16 protein-coding genes and 1 pseudogene are annotated in these 20,553 nt (G+C 69.6%); 13 read left to right on the forward strand and 4 right to left on the reverse strand.

The window, feature by feature from the left end; genetic code table 11:
- The first annotated feature begins 103 nt into the window (after positions 1-103).
- Positions 104-2,635 (forward strand): RelA/SpoT family protein, encoded by a 2,532-nt coding sequence (locus O1Q96_RS14440; RefSeq protein WP_269248547.1) that lies wholly within the window; start codon positions 104-106, stop codon positions 2,633-2,635.
- An 87-nt stretch (positions 2,636-2,722) separates the two neighbouring features.
- Here the strand turns inward: O1Q96_RS14440 and O1Q96_RS14445 are convergent, their stop codons facing one another.
- Together O1Q96_RS14445 and O1Q96_RS14450 are read right to left on the reverse strand one after the other, a co-directional pair.
- Positions 2,723-3,952 (reverse strand): DUF349 domain-containing protein, encoded by a 1,230-nt coding sequence (locus O1Q96_RS14445; RefSeq protein ID WP_269248548.1) that lies wholly within the window; start codon positions 3,950-3,952, stop codon positions 2,723-2,725.
- Between the two features lie 134 nt (positions 3,953-4,086).
- A complete protein-coding gene (locus tag O1Q96_RS14450; RefSeq protein ID WP_269248549.1) occupies positions 4,087-4,926 on the reverse strand; it encodes a peptidylprolyl isomerase in 840 nt (279 codons plus the stop codon).
- 169 nt (positions 4,927-5,095) lie between these two features.
- On the opposite strand from O1Q96_RS14450, the gene O1Q96_RS14455 reads away from it, so the two are divergent.
- Positions 5,096-5,812 carry an MBL fold metallo-hydrolase gene (locus O1Q96_RS14455; protein ID WP_217457105.1) on the forward strand — a complete coding sequence of 239 codons (717 nt, stop codon included), beginning with the start codon at positions 5,096-5,098 and terminating at the stop codon, positions 5,810-5,812.
- A gap of 13 nt (positions 5,813-5,825) precedes the next feature.
- A complete protein-coding gene (gene hisS / locus O1Q96_RS14460) occupies positions 5,826-7,088 on the forward strand; it encodes a histidine--tRNA ligase (protein ID WP_269248550.1) in 1,263 nt (420 codons plus the stop codon).
- 245 nt (positions 7,089-7,333) lie between these two features.
- Here hisS and O1Q96_RS14465 read toward each other — a convergent pair.
- Positions 7,334-7,769, reverse strand: a pseudogene (locus O1Q96_RS14465) (ATP-binding cassette domain-containing protein); the annotation flags it as partial.
- Between the two features lie 139 nt (positions 7,770-7,908).
- On the opposite strand from O1Q96_RS14465, the gene O1Q96_RS14470 reads away from it, so the two are divergent.
- From O1Q96_RS14470 to rpsD, 3 genes are all read left to right on the forward strand, one after another.
- Complete coding sequence (locus O1Q96_RS14470) at positions 7,909-8,547, forward strand: vitamin K epoxide reductase family protein (protein WP_269248551.1); 639 nt, start codon at positions 7,909-7,911, stop codon at positions 8,545-8,547.
- A gap of 71 nt (positions 8,548-8,618) precedes the next feature.
- Positions 8,619-9,974 carry a replication-associated recombination protein A gene (locus O1Q96_RS14475; protein ID WP_269248552.1) on the forward strand — a complete coding sequence of 452 codons (1,356 nt, stop codon included), beginning with the start codon at positions 8,619-8,621 and terminating at the stop codon, positions 9,972-9,974.
- Between the two features lie 344 nt (positions 9,975-10,318).
- Positions 10,319-10,933: a 30S ribosomal protein S4 gene (gene rpsD / locus O1Q96_RS14480; RefSeq protein WP_217457101.1), complete on the forward strand. Its 615-nt coding sequence runs from the start codon at positions 10,319-10,321 to the stop codon at positions 10,931-10,933.
- Positions 10,934-11,053: 120 nt separating this feature from the next.
- Here the strand turns inward: rpsD and O1Q96_RS14485 are convergent, their stop codons facing one another.
- On the reverse strand, positions 11,054-13,240 hold the full coding sequence (locus tag O1Q96_RS14485; RefSeq protein WP_269248553.1) for an ATP-binding protein: 2,187 nt from the start codon (positions 13,238-13,240) through the stop codon (positions 11,054-11,056).
- Between the two features lie 160 nt (positions 13,241-13,400).
- On the opposite strand from O1Q96_RS14485, the gene O1Q96_RS14490 reads away from it, so the two are divergent.
- The 7 genes from O1Q96_RS14490 (at position 13,401) to O1Q96_RS14520 (ending at position 20,413) form a co-directional block, all read left to right on the forward strand.
- Positions 13,401-13,835, forward strand: a complete 435-nt coding sequence (locus O1Q96_RS14490; protein ID WP_217457099.1) for a DUF948 domain-containing protein — start codon at positions 13,401-13,403, stop codon at positions 13,833-13,835.
- A 7-nt stretch (positions 13,836-13,842) separates the two neighbouring features.
- Entirely contained in the window at positions 13,843-14,193 is a 351-nt protein-coding gene (locus tag O1Q96_RS14495; RefSeq protein WP_217457098.1) for a DUF6167 family protein, read from the forward strand.
- Positions 14,193-16,865, forward strand: a complete 2,673-nt coding sequence (alaS, locus tag O1Q96_RS14500; RefSeq protein WP_269248554.1) for an alanine--tRNA ligase — start codon at positions 14,193-14,195, stop codon at positions 16,863-16,865. The genes O1Q96_RS14495 and alaS overlap by 1 nt, the downstream gene beginning before the upstream one ends.
- A gap of 17 nt (positions 16,866-16,882) precedes the next feature.
- Entirely contained in the window at positions 16,883-17,347 is a 465-nt protein-coding gene (gene ruvX, locus O1Q96_RS14505) for a Holliday junction resolvase RuvX (RefSeq protein WP_269253599.1), read from the forward strand.
- 123 nt (positions 17,348-17,470) lie between these two features.
- The gene (gene mltG, locus O1Q96_RS14510) at positions 17,471-19,246 is read left to right on the forward strand and encodes an endolytic transglycosylase MltG (RefSeq protein WP_269248555.1); all 1,776 of its coding nucleotides are present in this window, start codon (positions 17,471-17,473) and stop codon (positions 19,244-19,246) included.
- Entirely contained in the window at positions 19,224-20,075 is an 852-nt protein-coding gene (locus tag O1Q96_RS14515) for a shikimate dehydrogenase (RefSeq protein ID WP_269248556.1), read from the forward strand. Before mltG ends, O1Q96_RS14515 begins: the two co-directional genes overlap by 23 nt.
- Before the next feature lie 68 nt (positions 20,076-20,143).
- Positions 20,144-20,413: a hypothetical protein gene (locus O1Q96_RS14520; protein WP_269248557.1), complete on the forward strand. Its 270-nt coding sequence runs from the start codon at positions 20,144-20,146 to the stop codon at positions 20,411-20,413.
- Positions 20,414-20,553 lie beyond the last annotated feature (140 nt).

Genomic DNA, 20,553 nt, shown 5'->3' on the forward strand with positions numbered 1-20,553 from the left:
GGAAGGCCGTCCCACCGGCCGAAGGCGAGTCCGGAGCCCAGGATCGCTACCATGGGGTTTCCGGAGCCTGACCGGGGACCCGGATCGCGCACGAGGAGCCCTCTTGCCAGACGAGGCCCAGCCACTCGCCCCCAGGGCTGAACGCATGGGGGTACCCCCAGCCGCCGCCAAGCCCGACCCGTCCGCGGCGACCGCGGGCACGCCCGCGCCGCCCGCGAAGAGCGGGTCGGCCGACGCCAGGGCGGCCGAGCAGTCGCGCCCCGAGCCGGCGGCCTCCGAGCGTCAGGCCCCCGCGCCCGCCGCCCGGCCCGCGACCGGCCAGCCCGCGCGCTCCGGTGGCTCCTCCAACCGGGTGCGTGCCCGGCTCGCCCGTCTCGGCGTGCAGCGGTCCAATCCGTACAACCCGGTCCTGGAGCCGCTGCTGCGGATAGTGCGCAGCAACGACCCGAAGATCGAGACGTCCACGCTCCGCCAGGTCGAGCGCGCCTACCAGGTGGCCGAGCGCTGGCACCGCGGCCAGAAGCGCAAGAGCGGCGACCCGTACATCACGCATCCCCTCGCCGTGACGACGATCCTCGCCGAGCTGGGCATGGACCCGGCCACGCTGATGGCGGGGCTCCTGCACGACACGGTCGAGGACACGGAGTACGGCCTCGACACCCTGCGCAAGGACTTCGGCGACCAGGTCGCGCTGCTCGTCGACGGCGTCACCAAGCTCGACAAGGTCAAGTTCGGCGAGGCCGCACAGGCCGAGACCGTCCGCAAGATGGTCGTCGCCATGGCCAAGGACCCGCGCGTCCTGGTCATCAAGCTCGCCGACCGCCTGCACAACATGCGCACCATGCGGTATCTCAAGCGCGAGAAGCAGGAGAAGAAGGCGCGCGAGACCCTGGAGATCTACGCGCCGCTCGCCCACCGCCTGGGCATGAACACCATCAAGTGGGAGCTGGAGGACCTCGCCTTCGCGATCCTCTACCCCAAGATGTACGACGAGATCGTGCGTCTGGTCGCCGAGCGCGCCCCCAAGCGCGACGAGTACCTCGCCATAGTGACCGACGAGGTCCAGTCCGACCTGCGCGCGGCCCGTATCAAGGCGACCGTCACCGGCCGCCCGAAGCACTACTACAGCGTCTACCAGAAGATGATCGTCCGCGGCCGTGACTTCGCGGAGATCTACGACCTGGTGGGCATCCGCGTCCTTGTCGACACGGTTCGCGACTGCTACGCGGCACTGGGCACCGTCCACGCCCGCTGGAACCCGGTTCCGGGGCGGTTCAAGGACTACATCGCGATGCCCAAGTTCAACATGTACCAGTCGCTGCACACGACGGTCATCGGCCCCAACGGCAAGCCGGTCGAACTCCAGATCCGTACGTTCGACATGCACCGTCGCGCCGAGTACGGCATCGCGGCCCACTGGAAGTACAAGCAGGAGGCCGTCGCCGGCGCCTCCAAGGTGCGCTCCGACCAGCCGAGGACCACCGGCAAGGACGACCACCTCAACGACATGGCGTGGCTGCGCCAGCTCCTCGACTGGCAGAAGGAGACCGAGGACCCGGGCGAGTTCCTGGAGTCCCTGCGCTTCGACCTGTCGCGCAACGAGGTCTTCGTCTTCACGCCGAAGGGCGACGTGATAGCGCTGCCGGCCGGCGCCACGCCCGTGGACTTCTCCTACGCGGTGCACACGGAGGTGGGCCACCGCACCATAGGAGCACGCGTCAACGGACGCCTCGTACCGCTCGAGTCCACCCTCGACAACGGCGACCTGGTGGAGGTCTTCACCTCCAAGGCGGCCGGCGCCGGACCGTCCCGGGACTGGCTGGGCTTCGTCAAGTCGCCCCGCGCCCGCAACAAGATCCGCGCCTGGTTCTCCAAGGAGCGCCGCGACGAGGCGATCGAGCAGGGCAAGGACTCCATCGCGCGAGCCATGCGCAAGCAGAACCTGCCGATCCAGCGCATCCTCACCGGTGACTCGCTGGTCACGCTCGCGCACGAGATGCGCTACCCCGACATCTCGTCCCTGTACGCGGCGATCGGCGAGGGCCACGTGGCCGCGCAGGGCGTCGTGCAGAAGCTCGTCCAGGCGCTCGGCGGTGAGGAGGCCGCCACCGAGGAGATCGACGAGAGCATTCCGCCCGCGCGCGGCCGCAAGCGCCGCTCCAACGCCGACCCGGGTGTCGTCGTCAAGGGCGTCGACGACGTGTGGGTCAAGCTGGCCCGCTGTTGTACGCCCGTCCCCGGAGACCCGATCATGGGCTTCGTCACGCGCGGCAGTGGGGTGTCGGTGCACCGCACCGACTGCGTCAACGTCGACTCGCTGTCCCGCGAGCCGGAGCGCATCCTCGAGGTCGAGTGGGCCCCCACCCAGTCGTCCGTCTTCCTGGTCGCCATCCAGGTCGAGGCCCTCGACCGCTCCCGGCTCCTGTCGGACGTCACGAGGATCCTGTCCGACCAGCACGTGAACATCCTGTCGGCGGCCGTCCAGACGTCCCGCGACCGGGTGGCCACCTCCCGCTTCACCTTCGAGATGGGCGACCCGAAGCACCTGGGACACGTCCTGAAGGCGGTCAGGGGAGTGGAGGGCGTCTACGACGTGTACCGGGTGACGTCGGCGCGCAGGCCCTCCGAGGCCTGAGACCCGCGGCCCGGCATGGGGCCACCGGCACGAAGGAGGGGCCCCGTACGGTGCGTACGGGGCCCCTCCTTCGTGCTGTCGCGGAACTCAGCCGCCGAACTCGTGCAGACCCTTCAGGGCCTGGTCGAGCAGCGCCTGGCGGCCGTCGAGCTCCCGCTGGAGCTTGTCGGCCTTCGCGTTGTTGCCCGCGGAGCGCGCGGTCTCGATCTGGCCCTGGAGCTTGTCCACGGCGGCCTGGAGCTGGCCCGTCAGACCCTCGGCACGCGCGCGTGCCTCCGGGTTCGTCCGGCGCCACTCGGTCTCCTCGGTATCCTGGAGAGCCCGCTCCACCGCGTGCATCCGCCCCTCGACCTTCGGGCGGGCGTCGCGCGGCACGTGGCCGATGGCCTCCCACCGCTCGTTGAGCGAACGAAAGGCGGCCCTGGCCGCCTTGAGGTCCTGCACCGGGACGAGCTTCTCGGCCTCCTCGGCCAGCTCCTCCTTGAGCTTCAGGTTCTCCGTCTGCTCCGCGTCCCGCTCGGCGAAGACCGAGCTGCGGGCCGCGAAGAACACGTCCTGGGCGCCGCGGAAGCGGTTCCACAGGTCGTCCTCGTGCTCGCGCTGGGCACGGCCCGCGGCCTTCCAGTCCGCCATCAGCTCGCGGTAGCGGGCCGCCGTCGGGCCCCAGTCGCTCGATCCGGAGAGCGACTCGGCCTCCGCGACCAGCTTCTCCTTGGTCTTGCGGGCCTCCTCGCGCTGCGCGTCCAGGGACGCGAAGTGCGCCTTGCGGCGCTTGGAGAACGCCGAGCGCGCGTGCGAGAAGCGGTGCCACAGCTCGTCGTCGGACTTCCGGTCGAGCCGCGGCAGACCCTTCCAGGTGTCCACCAGCGCGCGCAGCCGCTCACCGGCGGACCGCCACTGGTCGGACTGGGCGAGCTCCTCGGCCTCGGTGACCAGGGCCTCCTTGGAGTGCCTGGCCTCGTCGGACTGCTTCGCCCGTTGTGCCTTGCGCTCCTCACGGCGTGCGTCGACCGTCTCGACGAGCTTGTCCAACCGCTTGCGCAGCGCGTCCAGATCCCCGACCGCGTGGTGGGCGTCCACCTGCTCGCGGATGTGACCGATGGCGATCTGGGCGTCCTTCGACGACAGGTCGGTGGTCTTCACCCGCCGCTCGAGGAGGCCGATCTCCACGACCAGGCCCTCGTACTTGCGCTCGAAGTAGGCCAGTGCCTCGTCGGGAGTCCCGGCCTGCCAGGAACCGACGACCTGCTCGCCGTCGGCCGTACGCACGTACACGGTCCCCGTCTCGTCGACGCGGCCCCACGGGTCGCTGCTCACAGCGCCTCCTCCACATGATGCCTGCGTGGGGCTGCTTCGCCCCCGGCATCGTCCACAGTTTCGTCACGGCCAACATAGGCGACCGGCGGGGCGGCTGTCCGCATCCCGCGCGACCGAAATTTCGCTGCTGGAGGTCAGGATTTCGTCACGGTGGCCTTGTCGATCACGACCGTCGCGTTGGGTGCTCCGTCGCCCTGGCCAGTGCTCTCGCCGGCCCCGGCGATTTTCTTCATCACCTTCATGCCCGATTCGGAAATAGTCCCGAACGGTGTGTAGTTGGCCGGCAACTGGCTGTCCTGGTACACGAGGAAGAACTGGCTGCCGCCGCTGTTGCGGCCTTGCTTCGTCTCCGCGTTGTACTGGTTGGCCATCGCCACCGTGCCCGCCGGATACACCTGGCCCTTGAGGCGCTTGTCCTTGAGGTTCTCGTCCGGAATCGTGTAGCCGGGGCCGCCCATGCCGGTGCCCTTCGGGTCACCGCACTGGAGCACGTAGATGCCGTTCGTGGTGAGCCGGTGGCACTTGGTGTGGTCCAGGTAGCCCTTGCCCACCAGGAAGTTGAACGAGTTCACCGTGTGCGGGGCCTTCGAGGCCGGCATGTCGATGTCTATTGCGCCGCAGGTCGTCTGCAGCTTCATCGTGTAGTCCGCCGACTTGTCGATGGTCATCGCCGGCTCCTTCTTGTAGCTCAGCGACTTCACCTTGCCCTTGGCGGCCTTGTCGCAGGGGTCCGGCGCCTTGCTGGGCGCGGAAGGGCTCGGGGTGGCCTCCGCGGCCGCGTCGGACTTGTTGTCGTCCTGCTTGAAGACCCCGGTCGCGTACGACACCACGCTGCCCACGACGACCACGCCGAGGACGGACGCGATCACCGTGTTACGAGCGTGTGCCTTGCGCCGAGCGGACGTGCGCCGCTGCTGCTGCCGCAAGAACTTCTCCCGGGCGAGCTGACGCCGCCGCTGTTCCTGGGTGACCACCGGGTTATCTCCTCATGCGTCTCGTACGTCAGGTGGGACGCGTGCGTCTTGTGAGCCGACCGCCTGCGTGTGCCCCGTACCGTATATGGGTTCGCTGTGGTTCCGGCAGCGCCGGTAGGCTCTGATCCACAGCGATGCCATTCCCCGTACGACATACCGAAGGACGAACGTGCTCATTGCCGGGTTCCCCGCCGGGGCCTGGGGCACCAACTGTTACTTGGTCGCCCCCGCCGCGGGTGAGGAGTGCGTGATCATCGACCCGGGCCACCAGGCCGCCCAGGGCGTCGAGGAAGCACTCCAGAAGCATCGGCTCAAGCCCGTCGCCGTCGTCCTCACCCATGGCCACCTCGACCATGTCGCCTCGGTCGTCCCGGTGTGCGGCGCGCACGACGTACCGGCGTGGATCCACCCCGAGGACCGGTACATGATGAGCGACCCGGAGCGGGCGCTCGGCCGCTCGATCGGGATGCCGCTGATGGGTGAGATCACGGTCGGCGAACCGGACGACGTGTTGGAGCTGACGGACGGCGCCGCGCTGAAGCTGGCCGGACTCGACTTCTCGGTCGCGCACGCGCCCGGCCATACGAAGGGGTCGGTGACGTTCCGGATGCCCGAGAACACGGAGATCCCGTCCGTCTTCTTCTCCGGGGATCTGCTCTTCGCCGGCTCCATCGGACGCACCGACCTGCCCGGCGGTGACATGGACGAGATGCTCGGCTCGCTGGCCCGTGTGTGCCTGCCGCTCGACGACTCGACCGTGGTGCTGTCCGGCCACGGCCCCCAGACGACCATCGGCCAGGAGCGCGCCACCAACCCGTACTTGCGGCAGGTGGCGGCGGCCGGCCCGGGAGCGGACCCTTCCTCCGCTCCTCGACGAGGAATGTGACGAGAGACTTCCGTTGAGTACTTTCAAGGCCCCCAAGGGCACGTACGACCTGATTCCGCCGGACAGCGCGAAGTACCTCGCGGTGCGTGACGCGATCGCCGCCCCGCTGCGGAACTCGGGCTACGGATACATCGAGACGCCCGGTTTCGAGAGCGTCGAGCTGTTCGCGCGCGGCGTCGGTGAGTCCACCGACATCGTGACCAAGGAGATGTACGCCTTCGAGACCAAGGGCGGCGACAGGCTGGCGCTGCGCCCCGAGGGCACGGCGTCCGTGCTGCGGGCCGCCCTGGAGGCCAACCTCCACAAGGCGGGCAACCTCCCCGTCAAGCTCTGGTACTCGGGCTCCTACTACCGCTACGAGCGCCCCCAGAAGGGCCGGTACAGGCACTTCTCCCAGGTCGGCGCCGAGGCGATCGGTGCCGAGGACCCGGCCCTGGACGCCGAGTTGATCATCCTGGCCGACCAGGCGTACCGCTCACTGGGGCTGCGGGACTTCCGGATCCTCCTCAACTCGCTCGGCGACCAGGAGTGCCGTCCCGTCTACCGGGCCGCGCTCCAGGACTTCCTGCGGGGTCTGGACCTGGACGAGGAGACCCTGCGCCGCGCCGACATCAACCCTCTGCGGGTCCTTGACGACAAGCGGGACGACGTCCAGAAGCAGCTCGTGGGCGCCCCGCTCCTGCGGGACTACCTCTGTGACGCGTGCAAGGCGTACCACGAGGAGGTGCGCGAGCTGATCACGGCCGCGGGCGTCTCCTTCGAGGACGACGCGAAGCTGGTCCGCGGGCTGGACTACTACACCCGCACCACCTTCGAGTTCGTGCACGACGGTCTGGGATCGCAGTCCGCGGTGGGCGGTGGCGGACGGTACGACGGTCTGTCCGAGATGATCGGCGGCCCCGCCCTGCCGTCCGTCGGCTGGGCCCTGGGTGTCGACCGTACGGTTCTCGCGCTCGAGGCCGAGGGTGTGACGCTCGAACTGCCCGCGTCCACCAGCGTGTTCGCGGTGCCGCTCGGGGACGAGGCGCGGCGTGTGCTGTTCGGTGTGGTGAGCGAGCTGCGCAGGAACGGGGTCGCGGCGGACTTCTCGTACGGCGCGAAGGGGCTCAAGGGAGCCATGAAGAACGCCAACCGCAGTGGCGCCCGCTACACGGTCGTCGCCGGTGAGCGTGACCTCGCCGAGGGCGTCGTGCAGCTGAAGGACATGGAGTCGGGCGAGCAGGTGGCGGTCGGCGTCAACGAGATCGTGGCCGAGCTGGAGTCCCGGCTGAGCTGAGGCGGAGGCCGGGACCGGGGGCCGGGGTTCGCCCGTCACCCTTCCCCTTCCCTTTCCTGTTCGGGGGCTCCGCCCCGAACAGGCGTCCTCACGCCTCGGACGGGCTCGAAGGCCGAGCCCGTCCGAGGCGTGAGAACTCACTCCAGCAGGCCGAACCTCGTGGCGCTGGTCGCGGCCGCCGTGCGGTCGTCCACCCCCGGCTTGCCGAAGGCCCGCAGCAGATGGCTCTTCACCGTCGACTCGCCGATTCGCCGACCCTCCTGCCCCGTGAGCCGCAGATAGATCCGGCTGCCCGTCTTCTCCCGCGGGCCCACCGGGCCGATGACCTCCGCCCGATCGCGCGGCTTCGGGTGGTAGCGCGCGACATGCCGCACGGTCTCGCCCACCGTCAACTCCGCGGGTGCCGATTCGTCCTGCCGGACGATGCCGACGCGTGAGCGCCACGCGCGCGTGCCCGTCGCCGGGTCCGAACCCAGGACCGAGACGTCACCCGCGTCCCTGGAGCGGTTGCCCTGCAGGAGCTCCACGGTGGTGCTCCTGCCCGCGCCGTGGGGTCCGAGCAGGCCGAAGACCTCGCCCCGCCGGATCGGGAGATCGATGCCGTCGACCGCGGTGACGTCCCCGTACCGCTTGCGCCAGCCCCCGTACGTCCACAGCGGGTTCGTTCGCGTGTGCTGTCATGCCGACGAGCGTCCCGCCGGAGCGGGCCTTCCGGGGCGACCGCACGTACTTCCTTATGTCCATCGAACGGTGGACACACGCGCGTGTGCGGCACAATGACCCTGCCCGGATGGTCCTCTCGAGCTACGGAAACGGCGTGATGAGCAAGACGACAGTCAGGGAAGGCGCCTCCACCCACCAGGTGGCCGCCACAGCCCCACGCACCGTGGGCGGCGGTCGTGCCCTCGCCCTTCTGCTGGTGATCACGGGCGCGGCCGGACTGCTGGCCTCCTGGGTCATCACCATCGACAAGTTCAAGCTGCTGGAGGACCCGAACTTCACGCCGGGCTGCAGCCTGAACCCGGTCGTCTCCTGCGGCAACATCATGAAGAGCGACCAGGCCTCCGTCTTCGGGTTCCCCAACCCGATGATGGGCCTCGTCGCCTACGGCATCGTGATCGGTGTCGGCATGAGCCTGCTCGGCCGGGCCACCTTCCCGCGCTGGTACTGGCTGACCTTCAACGCGGGCACGCTGTTCGGCGTCGGCTTCGTGACCTGGCTCCAGTACCAGTCGCTGTACAACATCAACTCGCTGTGCCTGTGGTGCTGCCTCGCCTGGGCCGCGACGATCATCATGTTCTGGTCCGTGACCTCGCACAACGTCCGCAACGGTCTGCTGCCCGCGCCCGCCTGGCTGAAGGGGTTCCTCGGCGAGTTCGCCTGGGTGCTTCCGGTCATGCACATCGGGATCATCGGCATGCTGATCCTGACCCGCTGGTGGGACTTCTGGACCAGCTGACGGGACCGGCTCGTCCCTTGCGCGCCAAGAGCCGGGCCGCGCTGTCAGTGGCGTGACATAGGGTTTCCGACGTGGAGCCCGACCTGTTTACCGCCGCAGCCGAAGAACGCCAGGAGAAGGACCCGTCCAGCAGCCCCCTGGCCGTACGGATGCGCCCGCGCGTCCTCGACGAAGTAGTGGGCCAGCAGCATCTGCTGAAGCCGGGCTCCCCCCTGCGCAGACTCGTCGGCGAAAGCGGCGGCGGCCCGGCCGGACCGTCCTCGGTGATCCTCTGGGGCCCGCCGGGCACCGGCAAGACGACCCTGGCGTACGTCGTCTCCAAAGCGACGAACAAGCGCTTCGTGGAGCTCTCCGCGATCACCGCGGGTGTCAAGGAGGTGCGCGCCGTCATCGAGGGGGCCCGCCGTGCCACCGGAGGCTTCGGCAAGGAGACCGTCCTCTTCCTCGACGAGATCCACCGCTTCAGCAAGGCCCAGCAGGACTCCCTGCTCCCGGCGGTGGAGAACCGCTGGGTGACGCTGATCGCGGCGACCACGGAGAACCCGTACTTCTCGGTGATCTCCCCCCTGCTGTCCCGCTCGCTCCTGCTGACCCTCGAACCGCTCATGGACGACGACCTGCGTGGACTGCTCCGCCGGGCGCTCGGCGACGAGCGGGGCCTCAAGGAGTCCGTCACCCTCCCCGAGGACACCGAGGAGCACCTCCTGCGGATCGCCGGGGGCGACGCCCGCCGCGCGCTGACGGCCCTGGAGGCCGCGGCCGGATCCGCGCTCGACAAGGGCGAGCCGGAGATCACCCTCCAGACCCTGGAGGAGACCGTCGACCGGGCCGCGGTGAAGTACGACCGCGACGGCGACCAGCACTACGACGTGGCCAGCGCCCTGATCAAGTCGATCCGCGGCTCGGACGTCGACGCCGCGCTGCACTACCTGGCCCGGATGATCGAGGCGGGCGAGGACCCCCGCTTCATCGCCCGCCGGCTGATGATCTCCGCCAGCGAGGACATCGGCCTCGCCGATCCGACCGCACTGCCCACGGCTGTCGCGGCCGCCCAGGCCGTCGCCATGATCGGCTTCCCCGAGGCCGCGCTCACCCTCAGCCACGCCACCATCGCCCTCGCCCTGGCCCCGAAGTCGAACGCGGCCACGACGGCGATCGGCGCAGCCATGGAGGACGTGCGCAAGGGCCACGCGGGCCCCGTACCGATGCATCTGCGCGACGGCCACTACAAGGGCGCGGCCAAACTCGGCCACGCACAGGGGTACGTGTATCCGCACGACCTGCCCGAAGGCATCGCCGCCCAGCAGTACGCCCCCGAGGAGCTCAAGGACCGGGAGTACTACACCCCGACCCGGCACGGCGCCGAGGCGCGCTACGCGGACGCGGTGGAGTGGACCAGGAAGCACCTCGGTCGAGGACGGCCCTGACCACCCTGTAGACTCCCCGAAGCGCTGCGTCCCGTGTCCGTCTCTCGTCGCTGGAGAGCCGGACACCACCAGAACGGGACATCCAGCCGGAGCCCCCACCGCAAGGCGGGGAATCCAGGAGCGTCGCGCACCGTCGATGGTGTCGCGGGCAGCCCACCACCCTCCCGTATCCCGGGAAACGGTCGGTGGGCCACTCGCGTGCTGCACGTATGTGCCCAGACCAGGGAGCGGCTGCCCAGCAGGTCCGACCGACCGGACCCGCAGGGTTTCCCCGGCTGCGGATTGCGACCTCCCCTAACCCTGGTGAAGCCGTATTCACATCAGAAACACGAGGTGTTTGGTTCATGCCGAACCAGTCCCGCCCCAAGGTCAAGAAGTCGCGTGCCCTCGGCATCGCGCTGACCCCGAAGGCCGTCAAGTACTTCGAGGCCCGCCCCTACCCGCCGGGTGAGCACGGTCGTGGCCGTAAGCAGAACTCGGACTACAAGGTCCGTCTGCTGGAGAAGCAGCGTCTGCGCGCGCAGTACGACGTGTCCGAGCGCCAGCTCGTCCGCGCCTACGAGCGTGCCGCCAAGACGCAGGGCAAGACCGGTGAGGCCCTGGTCATCGAGCTGGAGCGTCGTCTCGACGCCCTGGTTCTGCGTTCGGGCATCGCCCGCACGATCTACCAGGCCCGCCAGATGGTCGTCCACGGCCACATCGAGGTCAACGGCGGCAAGGTCGACAAGCCGTCGTTCCGTGTCCGTCCCGACGACGTCGTGATGGTCCGCGAGCGCAGCCGCAGCAAGACGCTGTTCGAGGTCGCCCGTGCCGGTGGCTTCGCCCCCGACGGCGAGACCCCGCGCTACCTCCAGGTGAACCTCGGCGCCCTGGCCTTCCGCCTGGACCGCGAGCCGAACCGCAAGGAGATCCCGGTGATCTGCGACGAGCAGCTCGTCGTCGAGTACTACGCCCGCTGATCCAGCGGACGGCACCACCGGCTTCGCGCCTGCCTCAGCCCGTCGCTTCCCCGCCCATCACCGGCGGGGAAGCGGCGGGCTGTCGCGTGCGTGGACGCCGCCGCGTGGACGAGCCGCCCTTCAGCCCGCTGTCTCCCCGCGCTCTCGGGTGGGTGAGCCGGCGGTTTTGCGCAGGTCAGGGGGCGTGACAATGCCACGCGGTGCGGGCAGCGCGCCGAGCGGCCGCGGCCGGATGCGCCCCAGCGCCCGGCCCACCGCGGCCTCACGGCCGAGCCGCGCCCCCGCCCGTACGCACTCCTCGTACCGTTCGTCGCCCAGCCGTTCCCGGGCCGTCGCCTCGCACTGCTCGTGCGGGGCGTTGTAGTAGGCGGAGCCGAACAGCGGCAGACCCACCGACGGCCACATCCGGGACGCGCAACCCTGGAGCACCGCGGCCTCGAAGGCGTCGCCCTCCGCCACGGTGACCAGCGCGAGCAGTTCCACCGCCAGGACCGTGCCGAGCAGGTCGTGGAAGACATGGTTGATGTCGAGGCACTCGGTCAACAGCAGCCGCGCCCGCGGCAGATCACCCTCGGTCCAGGCCGCGTACGCCAGCACGTACAGCGCGTAGGAGAGGGACCAGCGCTCCCCGTGGTCCTCGCAGATCCGGCGCACCTCCTCGCACAGTCGCACCGCGCCCGGCAGATCTCCCTGGAAGGCCAGCGCCATCGCCAGCTCGACCTGCGCCATCAGGACGTTGCTGTTGAGCTCGCCGATCTCGTGATAGCGGTCGAGCGCGGAACGCAGCAGTGTCTGCGCGCGGGGCATGTCGTCGGTGACCAGGGCCAGACAGCCGGTGCGGTGCTCGGCGTAGGCCAGCGCGGTGGCGTTCCGGCCGCGTTCCGCCTTCTGACGGCACTCGTCGAGCGCGGCGGACGCGGGCACCGGATCGCCCTGCAGGATCGCCACGTAGCCGAGCACCCACAGCGCCTTCAGCCGCGAGCGCTCGTGCTCCGTGGGCAGGCCCACACTCCGCTCCAGCCAGTGCCGTCCCTCCGACAGCCGGCCGCAGCCCACCCAGTAGAACCAGAGGGTCCCCGCGAGGTACTGGCCGAGATGCCCGCCGTCCGGCTCGCCCAGACAGTGCTCCAGGGCGCGGCGCAGATTCGGCAGCTCCGCCTCCACCCGCGCGGCCACCTCGCGCTGCCGGGGCGAGAACCAGTCCAGCTCGCACCAGGTCGCGAGCCCCATGTACCAGTCCCGATGGCGGCGCCGCAGCCGTACCCCGTCGTCCGTGGCCTCCAGCCAGTCCGCGCCGTACGCCCGGACCGTGTCCAGCATCCGGTAGCGCACGCCCGCCGGGGTGTCCTCGCGGGTGACCACCGACTGGGCGAGCAGCTCGCCGAGCACGTCGAGGATGTTGTCGGGATGCAGGCCGTCGCCCCCGCACACGTACTCGACGGCCTCCAGGTCGAACTGCCCGGCGAACACCGAGAGCCGCGACCACATCAGCCGCTCCTCGGGTGTGCACAGCTCATGGCTCCAGCCGATCGCCGTACGCAGGGTCTGATGGCGCGGCAGCGCGTCCCGTCCGCCACCCGTCAGGAGCCGGAAGCGGTCGTCGAGCCGGGCCAGCAGCTGTGCGGGGGAGAGGGCGCGCAGCCGTCCCGCGGCCAGTTCGACGGCGAGCGGGATGCCGTCGAGCCGTCGGCACAGGTCGAGCACGTCCGCACGGTTGCCGTCGTCCAGCGCGAAGCCCGGAGCGCCGGCGGCGGCCCGGTCCGCGAACAGCTCCGCCGCCTCCTCCTCCGTCAGCGGCGCCAGGGGGAGGACCCGCTCTCCCTCCAGCGAGAGCGGCCTGCGCCCCGCGGCGAGGACCCGCAGGCCCGCCGCGCGCCGCAGCAGCGCACCGATCAGGGATGCGCACGCGTCCACCAGATGCTCGAACCCGTCGATCACGAGCAGGAGTTCACGCTCCGCGAGGTGCTCAAGCAGTACCCGGCGCGGTGGCCGTGACGTGTGATCCGTCAGACCCAGCGACTCCAGGACCGCGTACTCGACGAGTTCCGGCTCGCGCAGCGCGGACAGCTCCACGCGCCACACCCCGTCGCGCGGCCGGACCCGGGCCGCCGCCCGCGCCGCCAGCCGCGACTTGCCGACCCCGCCCACGCCCGTCACCGTCACCAGCCGGCTCGCTTCGAGGGCCGCGCCCAGCAGGGTCAGTTCGGCCGAGCGGCCCACGAACGGGTTGAGCTCCAGGGGAAGACCGCCGGCCCGATGACCGTCCTCTCCCGCACCGGAACCCCGTGAACCCTCAGAACGCCGCATGGGCAACGGAGCGTACTCATCCGTAAGCGCTCCGTACAATCGCTGCGGACAACCGCGGTTCCGGCGGACGGTAATCCGGTACGGAGCCGCGGCCCCGGCGCGATAGGCTCGGGGGACGACTTTTCAATGGTGAGGCACGAATCCAGGGAGCGGGTGCGCAGTGTCCGGTGGAGAGGTGGCCGGGATCCTGGTGGCCGTCTTCTGGGCGATTCTGGTCTCCTTCCTCGCGGTGGCACTCGCGAGGCTGGCCCAGACGCTCAGGGCGACCACCAAGCTCGTCGCGGACGTGACCGAACAGACGGTCCCGCTCCTCGCGGACGCCTCCGCGGCCGTGCGCTCCGCACAGACCCAGATCGACCGGGTCGACGCGATCGCATCGGACGTCCAGGAAGTCACGTCGAACGCGTCGGCGCTCTCCTCGACCGTCGCCTCGACGTTCGGCGGACCCCTGGTGAAGGTGGCGGCGTTCGGCTACGGCGTGCGCCGGGCCATGGGCGGCCGCGGCGACGACACGCCCACCAAGCCCGCGCGGCGCACCGTGATCGTGGGCCGCACCGTCCCGTCGGCGCGACGGGGAAAGCGGAAGAAGGACTGACGCAGCGATGTTCCGCCGTACGTTCTGGTTCACCGCGGGCGCAGCAGCCGGCGTGTGGGCCACCACCAAGGTCAACCGCAAGATCAGGCAGCTGACGCCCGAGAGTCTCGCGGCCCAGGCCGCCGACAAGGCGATCGCGGCGGGTCACCGTCTCAAGGACTTCGCACTCGACGTCCGCGACGGAATGGCCCAGCGCGAAGCGGAACTCGGCGAGGCCCTCGGGCTGAACACCGATCCCGAACTGCCCTCCCCGCGCCGCGTCGCCGCCATCGAGAACAGCAACGACCCGAAGTACAGCAAGAACCCGACGTACGTCGAGAGGTCGACGTACTCGTACAACCGGAATGAGGACCACTGATGGAGTCGGCCGAGATTCGTCGCCGCTGGTTGAGCTTCTTCGAGGAGCGCGGTCACACCGTCGTCCCTTCGGCGTCGCTCATCGCGGACGACCCGACTCTGCTCCTGGTCCCGGCCGGCATGGTGCCCTTCAAGCCCTACTTCCTGGGTGAGGTCAAGCCGCCGTTCGACCGCGCCACCAGCGTCCAGAAGTGTGTGCGCACGCCGGACATCGAAGAGGTCGGCAAGACCACCCGGCACGGCACGTTCTTCCAGATGTGCGGCAACTTCTCCTTCGGCGACTACTTCAAGGAAGGCGCCATCAAGTACGCCTGGGAGCTGCTCACCAGCCCTCAGGACAAGGGCGGTTACGGCCTGGAGCCGGAGAAGCTCTGGATCACCGTCTACCTGGAGGACGACGAGGCCGAGCGCATCTGGCACGAGGTCGTCGGCGTCCCCAAGGAGCGCATCCAGCGTCTCGGCAAGAAGGACAACTACTGGTCCATGGGCGTCCCGGGCCCCTGCGGCCCGTGTTCCGAGATCAACTACGACCGCGGCCCCGAGTTCGGCGTCGAGGGCGGCCCCGCCGTCAACGACGAGCGGTACGTGGAGATCTGGAACCTCGTCTTCATGCAGTACGAGCGCGGCGAGGGCACCTCGAAGGAGGACTTCGAGATCCTCGGCGACCTGCCGAGCCAGAACATCGACACCGGCCTCGGCCTGGAACGCCTCGCCATGATCCTGCAGGGCGTGCAGAACCTGTACGAGATCGACACCTCCATGGCCGTCATCAGGAAGGCCACCGAGCTGACCGGTGTCGAGTACGGCGCCGGCAAGGACTCCGACGTCTCGCTGCGCGTGGTCACCGACCACATGCGGACGTCCGTGATGCTCATCGGCGACGGCGTCTCCCCGGGCAACGAGGGCCGCGGCTACGTGCTGCGCCGCATCATGCGCCGCGCCATCCGCAACATGCGCCTGCTCGGCGCCACCGGTCTGGTGGTCAAGGACCTCGTCGACGTCGTGATCGAGATGATGGGCCGGCAGTATCCGGAGCTCGTCACCGACCGCAAGCGCATCGAGACCGTGGCCCTCGCCGAGGAGGCCGCCTTCCTCAAGGCCCTCAAGGGCGGCACGAACATCCTCGACACCGCCGTCACGGAGACCAAGGCCGCCGGCGGCCAGGTCCTGTCCGGAGACAAGGCGTTCCTGCTCCACGACACCTGGGGCTTCCCGATCGACCTCACCCTGGAGATGGCCGCCGAACAGGGCCTCTCCGTGGACGAGGACGGCTTCCGGCGCCTGATGAAGGAGCAGCGGGAGCGCGCCAAGGCCGACGCCAAGGCCAAGAAGACCGGCCACGCCGACATGGGCGCCTACCGTGAGATCGCCGACGCCGCCGGCGAGACCGACTTCATCGGCTACACGAACATCGAGGGCGAGTCCACGGTCGTCGGCATCCTCGTCGACGGTGCCTCCTCGCCGGCCGCCACCGAGGGCGACGAGGTCGAGATCGTCCTCGACCGCACCCCGTTCTACGCCGAGGGCGGCGGCCAGATCGGCGACACCGGCCGCATCAGGATCGACACCGGCGCCGTGATCGAGGTCCGCGACTGCCAGAAGCCGGTCCCCGGGGTGTACGTCCACAAAGGCGTCGTCCAGGTCGGCGAGGTCACCGTCGGGGCCAAGGCCCAGGCCGTCATCGACGGGCGCCGCCGCACGGCCATCGCCCGCGCCCACTCGGCCACGCACCTCACGCACCAGGCCCTGCGCGACGCTCTCGGCCCGACGGCCGCCCAGGCCGGTTCCGAGAACCAGCCCGGCCGCTTCCGCTTCGACTTCGGCTCCCCGGCCGCCGTGCCCACGGCCGTGATGACGGATGTCGAGCAGAAGATCAACGAGGTGCTCGCCCGCGACCTGGACGTGCACGCGGAGATCCTCAGCATCGACGAGGCCAAGAAGCAGGGCGCCATCGCCGAGTTCGGCGAGAAGTACGGCGAGCGCGTGCGGGTCGTCACCATCGGCGACTTCTCGAAGGAGCTGTGCGGCGGCACGCACGTGCACAACACCGCCCAGCTGGGCCTGGTGAAGCTGCTCGGCGAGTCGTCGATCGGTTCCGGTGTACGTCGTATCGAGGCCCTCGTCGGTGTCGACGCCTACAACTTCCTTGCCCGTGAGCACACGGTTGTCGCCCAGCTCCAGGAGCTGATCAAGGGGCGTCCGGAGGAGCTTCCGGAGAAGGTCTCGGCCATGCTCGGCAAGCTGAAGGACGCCGAGAAGGAGATCGAGAAGTTCCGTGCGGAGAAGGTCCTCCAGGCCGCCGCCGGTCTCGCCGGTTCCGCCAAGGACGTGAACGGCGTCGCCCTGGTCACCGGCCAGGTCCCGGACGGTACGACCGCCGACGACCTGCGCAGGCTGGTCCTCGACGTCCGCGGCCGCATCCAGGGCGGACGGGCCGCCGTGGTCGCCCTGTTCACGGCGGTCAACGGAAAGCCCCTGACGGTCATCGCCACGAACGAGGCCGCCCGCGAGCGTGGCCTCAAGGCCGGTGATCTGGTGCGTACGGCCGCCAAGACCCTCGGCGGCGGCGGTGGCGGCAAGCCGGACGTCGCCCAGGGCGGCGGCCAGAACCCGGCCGCCATCGGTGAGGCCACCGACGCCGTCGAGCGCCTTGTGGCCGAGACCGCCAAGTGAGCGACGGCGAGCGGGTCATGCGCCGCGGCCGCCGTCTCGCCATCGACGTCGGGGACGCCCGGATCGGGGTCGCCTCGTGCGACCCCGACGGGATCCTCGCCACCCCGGTGGAGACGGTGCCGGGACGCGATGTCCCCGCCGCCCACCGGCGGCTCGGGCAACTCGTCGAGGAGTACGAACCGATCGAGGTCGTCGTCGGACTCCCTCGTTCCCTCAAGGGGGGCGAGGGACCGGCCGCCGTCAAGGTCCGTGCCTTCGCCCAGGCGCTCGCCCGCGGTATCGCACCCGTTCCGGTGCGGCTCGTGGACGAGAGGATGACCACAGTGACGGCCAGTCAGGGACTGCGCGCCTCGGGCGTGAAGTCCAAGAAGGGCAGATCGGTCATCGACCAGGCAGCGGCCGTGATCATCCTCCAGCAGGCACTGGAGTCCGAACGGGCGTCAGGTACATCTCCGGGCGAGGGCGTCGAAGTGGTCAGCTGATCGCGGTACGGTAACGTTCCGCGCGATGCGGTGGTGTTCGAATAGCCTCCGCTCAAGAGAGAGGCGGACGGGAGCCGAGCCACAGCCACCACGCGACCGCCGCCTCGCGGCTCTAGGGGATCGATGACTGAGTATGGCCGGGGCCCGGGCTCCGAACCGTGGCATCCCGAGGACCCGTTGTACGGGGACGGCGGATGGGGAGGACAGGAGGCCCACGCGGCCCAGTCCCCCTACGGCGGCCAGCCGCAGCACTATCCGGAGCAGCCGCAGCAGCAGTACGGCGACTGGGGCACGGGCCAGCAGCCCGGTGGCTACGACCAGAGTCAGCAGCAGTACGCCCAGGGTCAGCAGCAGCACTACGTCCAGGAGTCGCAGCAGTACGGGGGACAGCCGCCGCAGCAGTACAACGGCCAGGGCGGGCAGGGCTACCACGACCAGGGCGGCCAGCAGTACGACCAGAACGGTCAGCAGTACCACGACGGCGGCTGGGACACGGGGCAGCAGTACCAGCAGCAGCACCAGGTGCCGTACGGCGGCGACCCGAACGACCCCTATGGCGGTCAGCCCGCGGCATACGGCGGTCAGCAGCCCGACTACTACAGCACCCCTGACGCGTATCCGCCGCCGGAACCGCCGAGCCGGCGCCGCGCGGAGCCGGAACCGCAGCAGACCGACTGGGACCCGGGCCCGGACCAGGGTGAGCACGCCTTCTTCGCGGGCGCCGGCGACGACGATGACGACCCCGACACCGATGACGACCCGCAGAGCCGGCGGCGCGGCAAGGGAAGCAAAGGCAAAGGCAAGGGCAAAGGCGAGACGAAACGCCGGAGCGGTTTCGCCTGTCTGGTCGTGACGCTCGTCTTCACCTCGGTGATCGGCGGAGTCGGCTATTTCGGCTACCAGTTCTACCAAAATCGTTTCGGCACGGCGCCCGACTTCGCGGGGGACGGCACGAGTGAGCAGGTGACCGTGGTGATTCCCAAGGGTGCTTTCGGATCTGTGATCGGCCAGAAGCTGAAGGCCGCGGGTGTCGTGAAGAGTGTGGACGCCTTCGTGGCGGCCCAGTCGCAGAATTCGAACGGCGACAAGATCCAGTCGGGCTCCTATCTGCTGAAGAAGGAGATGTCCGCAGAAAGCGCTGTCGCGCTGATGCTCGATCCCAAGAGCCAGAACAATCTGGTTGTCAGGGAGGGGCAGCGCAACGTCACGGTGTACGAGGCGATCGACAAGCAGCTGGGACTTTCCAAGGGCAGTACCAAGAAGGTCGCCGAGAAGAAGTACAAGAGTCTCGGACTTCCGGACTGGGCGAACGACAACAGCGACATCAAGGATCCGCTGGAAGGATTCCTCTACCCGGCGACCTATCCCGCCGCCAAGGGCATGAAGCCCGAGGCGGTCCTGAAGGACATGGTGTCGCAGGCCAAGAGGGAGTACGCGAAGCACGACCTGGAGGCGAAGGCGGAGGAGCTCGGTCTGGAGAGCCCGCTGCAGGTCATCACCGTCGCGAGCCTCGTCCAGGCCGAGGGCATCACGCACGACGACTTCAGGAAGATGGCAGCCGTCGTCTACAACCGTCTGAAGTCGACGAACGACATCACCAACCAGAAACTCGAGTTCGACTCGACGTACAACTACCTCAAGGGTCAGAGCAAGATCGATATCTCGGTCGCCGAGATCCGGAACTACGACGACCCGTACAACACGTACTTCTACAAGGGTCTTCCGCCCGGTCCTATCGGAAATCCGGGCAATGACGCGCTCAAGGCGGCGTTGAATCCGGACGGCGGTGCGTGGATGTTCTTCATCTCCATCGACGGCAAGAAGACCGACTTCACCAAGACCTTGCCCGAGCACGAGAAGCTGGTGCAGAAATTCAATGAACGGCGTAACAAGGACTGACGGGGACCGGCGGTGCCGAGCCGCCGTTCTCGGCTCTCCGATCGCCCATTCCCTTTCCCCGGTGCTGCATGGCGCCGCTTACGGGGAACTGGGCCTGGCCGACTGGTCGTACGACCGTTTCGAGGTCGACGAGGCGACGCTGCCCGCATTCCTGGAGAAGCTCGGCCCCGAGTGGGCCGGGCTCTCGCTGACCATGCCGTTGAAGCGTGTGGTGATTCCGCTGCTCGACGAGATCAGTGAGACCGCCTCCTGCGTCGAGGCGGTGAACACGGTGGTGTTCACGGAGGACGGACGCCGTACCGGCGACAACACCGACATCCCCGGGATCGTCGCCGCCCTGCGGGAGCGGGGCATCGAGCAGGTGGACTCCGCGGCGATCCTCGGAGCGGGCGCCACCGCCTCCTCCGCGCTGGCCGCGCTCGCCCGGATCTGCACGGGCGAGGTCGTCGCCTACGTCCGCAGCCCGGCGCGCGCCGCCGAGATGCGGCAGTGGGGCGAACGGCTCGACATCGAGGTGCGTACGGCGGACTGGGCGGACGCCGAGCGGGCACTGACTGCCCCACTGGTGATCGCGACCACTCCGGCGGGCGCCACCGACGCCCTCGCCTCGTCCGTCCCCGGGCGGCCCGCCACCCTCTTCGATGTCCTGTACGAACCGTGGCCGACCGACCTCGCGGCCCGCTGGTCCGCCTACGGAGGCGCCGTCGTCAGCGGCCTCGACCTGCTGGTGCACCAGGCGGTCCTCCAGGTCGAGCAGATGACGGACCTCGCTCCGGCCCCGCTCGACGCCATGCGGACGGCGGGCGAGAAAGCCCTCGCGGCCCGATAGGGCGGCCCGCTAGGATCCGGTTTTCGATTCCGCAGGGGGCGGCGTCGGGGGAATCGGGGGACTGATCCATGCACGTGACACAGGCATCCTGGAAGTCGGAGATCTTCCAAGCGGTGTTCGGGTTCCTGCCGGACTGGGCGAAGAGCGCCGGGCTCGGGCTCGTGGTGCTGGCCGTCCTCGCGTACTGGGCCCTGAAGGTGAAGCGCAGGCTCGCGTACCGGCGGGCGGTGCGCTCCGCTCAGCCCGTCCACGCGGCGGCGCGGTACGAGCAGGGCCGCGGCGCCGACTACCTGGGCGCTTACGCCCCGCGGGCCCGGCAGGACGACACCACGGTATGACCGGACAGGCGTCCGCCTGGTGGACCTGAGGCCGAACAGGGGGCCCGGACGTGGGAGGATCGACGGTGGCGGGCCAGGGCCGCGCACCCGGCCACGCCGTCGCCGTACGCGAGGACGCGTGTACGCACAGGCAGGACGCA

This window comes from Streptomyces aurantiacus (genome assembly GCF_027107535.1).
Classification (GTDB): Bacteria; Actinomycetota; Actinomycetes; order Streptomycetales; family Streptomycetaceae; genus Streptomyces.